Genomic DNA, 5,391 nt, shown 5'->3' with positions numbered 1-5,391 from the left:
GTCACCGCCACCACCTGCAGCGCCGAGTGCGTCGCCGGGACGCCGCCGAACGGCGCGTCCCGCGGCGCGCCGCGCGGCCCGACCCCGGCCAGCAGCGCGTACCCGACGGCCCCGGCGGTCGCGATCGGCGCGACCTCCCGGTTCCCGGGCATGACCATGCGGAACAGCTCGCCGAGCGCGATCAGCACCCCGAAGACCACCGCGATGTTCGGCTGCCGCAGCCCCGACGCCGCGACCTGCGTCAGCGCGCCGATGACCAGCAGCACCGCGGCCGACACCAGCAGCAGCTGGCCCGGATCGACCGCCTGCCAGGCCCGCCGCTCCGCCGGCTGCGCGGGCACGCGCCGCGCGGCCTCCTGTGAGGGGGCGCTCACCGGCGCCACGTCCGGCCGGGTCCGGACTCCCCTGCCGCGTCACCCGGCTCGGCGGAACGCCCGGCGGACGCGCCGCCGCCGGTCTCCTCCGGCCGTCCGGCCGACGACCCGCCCGCGGGCAGGCCGCCGGTGGACAGGTCTCCCGCGGCCACGCCGTTCGCGGACGTCCCGCCCGTGATCATTCCACCGGTGGTCATTCCACCCGTGGGCACGCCGTCCACGGGCGGGATGCCCACGCCCCGGGCGGGCGTGAGGCCGGGACCGGCGGGCGGCGGGGCGAGCAGCGGCGGGACGGGCTCGTCGCCCTCGACCCGGATGGGGGCGCTCGGGTCGTCGTGGTCCTGCTGGGTGGTCTCGACGACGTCGTCGTCCGGGGGCGGGGCCGGGGCGGGCGGCTCCCAGCCGTCCCGGTCCAGCGCGCGCAGGAACGCCTCGACCATCACCGGGTCGAAGTGGTCGTCCATGCCGCGGCGCAGCTCCGCGACGGCCTCCTCGATGCTGCGCGCCGCCCGGTAGGACCGGGTGGACGTCATGGAGTCGAACGCGTCCGCCACCGAGATGACCCGCGCGAACTCGGGGATCTCGTCCCCGGCCAGGCCCATGGGGTAGCCGCGTCCGTTCATCTTCTCGTGGTGGTGCATGATCCCGGCGAGCGCCTCGTCCAGGAAGCCGATCTCCCGGACGATCTCCAGCCCGCGCATCGGGTGCAGCTGCACGGCCGCGAACTCCTCCTCGGTGAGCTTGCCGGACTTGCGCAGCACCTTCGTCGGGACGCCGAGCTTGCCCACGTCGTGCAGCATCCCGGCGTACCGGATCGCCTCCACCCGGTCCGGCCGCATCCCGATCTCCTGCGCGATCATCACCGAGCCGCGCGACACCCGCTCGGAGTGCCCGCGGGTGTAGTAGTCCTTGGTCTCGACGGCCTGGCACAGCGCTGCCAGCGTCGCCGCGTGCGCCTGCCGCTGGTCGTGCGCCTGCTCGAACGCCCACCGCGCGATGAACAGCGGCAGCAGCACCAGGACGGCGGCGAAGGGTCCGACGCGCGGCCACAGCCCGGCGATGAGCAGCCCGAACACGCCGTACCCGAGGAACCCGACCACGACCGTGCCGGACTCGCGCGCCAGCTCGCCCGGCGCGGCCTGCCGGGACAGCACCAGGATGCCCGCGGTCAGCGCCATGTTCACGACCACGAACGTGGCCAGCGCGCCCAGGAACGGCGCGATCACGTGCTCGGCCCACGGTGCCTGCTGCGGCTCGAAGCGGTGTCCGCCGAGGACGGTGAAGACCGTCCCGGCGACGTACCCGCTGAGCGCGAACTGCGCGCCGTTGAACAGCCGCTTCACCGGCTGGAAGAAGCGCTGCCCGGTGACCAGCGCGCAGCCGCCGAGCAGCGCCGCGCCGGCCGCGCCCACCAGCACGACCGACGCCAGGCTCGCGGCGAAGCTCAGCGAGACCCTGGCGCTCGGGACGTTCAGCCGCGCGGGCGCGGAGTCGCAGACCAGGAACAGCAGGGCCAGCACGGCCAGCGTTCGCCAGTCCACCTCCGCGTAGGACGCCGTCCCGATGAGTCCGACCGCGAGGGCCACCACACCGCAGACGTACGCCCAGGCAGCCAGAGGTAGTCCACGCAATGCCGCCCCCTCCGGGAGTCGACGTCCCCGTCCCCCCGGCGGGGACGGAGGCCCGTGCGGGGGACGCCCCCCGCGACGGTACGCGGGCGCCGCCGGGGCCCGGGACGCGTCGGCGTCCCTAGGCCCAGGACACGCCCTTGGGCACCATCAGCGACGGCGCCTCGGCATGCCCGATCCGGCCGTTGCCGGCCCTCTGCGGAGTCGCACACATCGGCTCTCAGCCTCCCCCCGTGATCCGGGACTCACCCGGACCGCGGTCGCGGCCCGGATCCGCCCGGGTGAGCCCGCCACCGGCCCCTCGGGCGTGCACGCGCTCCCGTCGCTGTTTCCGGGCACAAGCCTAACGCGAGAGACCCAGGTCACACAGGCATGCCGGGAATCGTGAGCAAAGCGTGAACTATCTACCACGCAGCGTCGCCGATGGGCCCGAAACCCTCACCGCCAGTACACGCACACCGCACCTGCACGTGCACGTCTATAGCGCCGGTCATGCGCCCGTCCGCATCGCATGGTTCGGCCGCTCTCTTGGGGTGCCGCACGAGCACGCGGACGCCCGCAAGCGCGCACGGCCAAGGGGACAGCGCGGGCCGCGCACGGCGCGGGGCAAGGGGACGGCGCGGGACAAGGGGACGGCTCGGGGCAAGGGAACGGCGCCGGGGCGGGCGGCTCTTGCGGGGTTATCTCGTCCGGGCCCAGGCGACGGTGGCGGCCAGGCCGTCCGGGAGGGAGGTGCGGGGGCGCCAGCCGAGGGTCTCGGTGGTGCGGGACGCGTCGATCGCCATGGCCGGGAGGTCGCCGAGACGCGGCGGCGCGAACGCCGGGTCGTCGGGGGCGCCCGCGGCCCGCGCCACGAGGGTGTGCAGGTCGCGGTCCGTGGTCTGCAGGCCGGTGCCGACGTTGAGGCGCAGCCCGGACGCGCCGTCGCCGGTGGCGCGGGCGAACGCGTCCACGACGTCCAGGACGTAGACGTAGTCGCGGGTCTGCTTGCCGTCGCCGTAGACGCGGGTCGGCCGGCCCGCGAGCAGGGCGTCGGTGAAGATGGAGACGACCCCGGCCTCGCCCTCGGGCGTCTGCCGGGGGCCGTAGACGTTCGCCAGCGTCAGGATCGTGTGGTCGAGGCCGTGCAGGGCCGAGTACATGCCCGCGTACACCTCGCCCGCCACCTTGGACGCGGCGTACGGGGAGGCGGGGCGCAGCTCGGCGTCCGGCGGGACGGGCAGCCCGTCGGGGACGCCGTAGACGGCGCAGCTGGAGGTGAAGACGACCTTGCGGGCCCCGGCGAGCCGGGCGGCCTCCAGGACGTTGGCGGTGCCGACCACGTTGGTGCGGGCGTCGGCCAACGGGTCACCGACGCTCACCCGGACGCTGACCTGGGCGGCGAGATGGCAGACGACCTCGGGCCGGAAGGCGGCGACCCGGTCCGCGAGGGCCGGGTCGGCGACGTCCATCCGCCACAGCTCGATGGCGTCGTTGCCGTTGCGGCCGGTGGACAGGTCGTCCACCCCGGCCACCTCGTTGCCGTCGGCCAGAAGCCGATCTACCAGATGGGAGCCGATGAAACCGGCCGCGCCGGTGACCAGAACGCGCATTCCAGCACCCTACTCGGGTGCGGGTACCCCTCGGCGGCCTCGCCGGAGACGGGGAAGGGGCGCCGGGGGACGCGGCCAGAGACGCCGGGGATGCCGGAAACGCGGACGCCGGGAACGGGGACGCGGACGCCGGGAACGGGGACGGTCAGACGGAGCCGTCGGTCTGCTTCAGCTCGACGCAGATCTGCTCGATCCGGCCGAGCACCTTGGCGCGCAGGTCCTCGGGGGCGGCCTCGCACTCGCAGCCCTTCTTCACCAGGCGCTTCACGGCCTCCTCGAGGCCGTACTCGCGCAGGCAGGGCCCGCACTCGTCCAGGTGCTCGCGCACCTCGCCGCAGCCGCCCGCGTCGAGCTCTCCGTCCAGGTAGGTGTAGACCCGGGCGAGGACCTCGCTGCAGGAGGTCTCGTGGTGGTCGCCGCAGCTCATCGCTCATTCACCTTCCAGGGGCGGACACCGGTACGGTCCGGAAGGGGGGTCATTTCGACCCCTCCCCCGCGCGCGTCAGGCCACGATCCTGAGCGTAGTCCTCCAGCATGCCGCGCAGCTGGCGCCGGCCGCGGTGCAGCCGCGACATCACCGTGCCGATCGGAGTGCCCATGATGTCGGCGATCTCCTTGTAGGCGAACCCCTCGACATCGGCGAGGTAGACGGCGATCCGGAACTCCTCCGGCAGGTCCTGCAGGGCGCGCTTGACGTCGGAGTCGGGGAGGTGCTCCAGCGCCTCGGCCTCGGCCGACTTCAGGCCGGACGAGGTGTGCGACTCGGCGCGGGCGAGCTGCCAGTCCTCGATCTCCTCGGTCGCCGACTGCTGCGGCTGCCGCTGCTTCTTGCGGTAGGAGTTGATGAAGGTGTTGGTCAGGATGCGATACAGCCAGGCCTTGAGGTTCGTCCCCTCCTTGAACTGGTGGAAGGACGCGAACGCTTTCGCGAAGGTCTCCTGGACCAGGTCCTCGGCGTCCGCCGGGTTGCGCGTCATGCGCAGGGCGGCGGAGTACAACTGGTCCAAGAACGGGAGCACGTCGCGCTGGAAGCGCTGCTGACGCTCCTCGACGGTCTCTGTGGTGCCCGCTACCAGACCCACCCCCTCGGCTGTGGCGACGCCCCCCTTGGCGTCGTACTCCCCAGACGATATCGGGCCGGCGGCGCGCATCACGCCCCCGGGGGCCGAGCCCCGAGGCCGCGGCACGGTTTTACCGTTTCGTGCCCCGGCGACGGCTGTGGTCATCAAGCGCCCCTCCGTTGTACTACTGTGCCTCGCTCCGCGACGCGTGCGGACCGTCATGGTGCGTGACAACGCACGGATGGTCGGTTCGATTCCCCTACCGGGGGTGACGCGGGGAACAAGTTTCCGGACGGTTCGGATCACCTTCCCCCGGCCTGCACGGAGGGTGATGTCCGGGGCCGGCGGGGAAGAAAGCTCATACACGGCGAGAACAGGAGCAAAGCGTTGCTACCGGTGCCGGCGCAGCCTCCAGAACCCACCATCGCCAGTCTTCGCGAGGCCCCCGGCGCCTCGGGGGAGGCCGACGGCGATGCCCTCGGCCCCTACTGGACGTTCTACTGGGCGGTGGCCGCCGCCCAACTCGCCCGGTGGCTCCCCCGCAGACCCGCGCGCGTGCTGGACCTGTCGGGCGGCGGGGGCCGCTTCGCCCGGCAGGCCGCCCGGTCCGGGCACACCGTCCTGGAGGTCCTGGACCGTCCGCCGGGCGTCCCCGCGCCGGCCCTCCCGGCGGACGACCTCCTCGGCGGCGGGCGCGTCCCGGTGAACGGACGCGGGCGGGGCGGCATCGCGCCGG

Annotated in this window: 4 protein-coding genes and 2 pseudogenes; 1 reads left to right on the top strand and 5 read right to left on the bottom strand. The window is 73.8% G+C overall.

The window, feature by feature from the left end; all coding sequences use genetic code 11:
- The 5 genes and pseudogenes from DZF91_RS28775 to DZF91_RS28755 all read right to left on the bottom strand — a co-directional run.
- A pseudogene (locus DZF91_RS28775) lies at positions 1-374 on the bottom strand (hypothetical protein); the annotation flags it as partial.
- A complete protein-coding gene (locus DZF91_RS28770; protein WP_328589230.1) occupies positions 371-1,963 on the bottom strand; it encodes an HD-GYP domain-containing protein in 1,593 nt (530 codons plus the stop codon). The pseudogene DZF91_RS28775 and the gene DZF91_RS28770, both read right to left, overlap by 4 nt.
- Before the next feature lie 719 nt (positions 1,964-2,682).
- Positions 2,683-3,594 carry an NAD-dependent epimerase/dehydratase family protein gene (locus DZF91_RS28765; protein ID WP_117360256.1) on the bottom strand — a complete coding sequence of 304 codons (912 nt, stop codon included), beginning with the start codon at positions 3,592-3,594 and terminating at the stop codon, positions 2,683-2,685.
- Between the two features lie 145 nt (positions 3,595-3,739).
- Entirely contained in the window at positions 3,740-4,021 is a 282-nt protein-coding gene (rsrA, locus tag DZF91_RS28760) for a mycothiol system anti-sigma-R factor (RefSeq protein WP_117360255.1), read from the bottom strand.
- A gap of 49 nt (positions 4,022-4,070) precedes the next feature.
- On the bottom strand, positions 4,071-4,748 hold the full coding sequence (locus DZF91_RS28755; protein ID WP_235834635.1) for a sigma-70 family RNA polymerase sigma factor: 678 nt from the start codon (positions 4,746-4,748) through the stop codon (positions 4,071-4,073).
- 303 nt (positions 4,749-5,051) lie between these two features.
- Here DZF91_RS28755 and DZF91_RS42320 point away from each other — a divergent pair.
- Positions 5,052-5,391 (top strand): annotated as a pseudogene (locus DZF91_RS42320) (class I SAM-dependent methyltransferase); the annotation flags it as partial.

The sequence above is a fragment of the Actinomadura logoneensis genome (assembly GCF_003428695.1).
GTDB lineage: Bacteria > Actinomycetota > Actinomycetes > Streptosporangiales > Streptosporangiaceae > Spirillospora > Spirillospora logoneensis.
The sequence above is the reverse complement of the archived record's forward strand: the minus strand, read 5'-3'. Positions and strand labels throughout refer to the sequence as shown.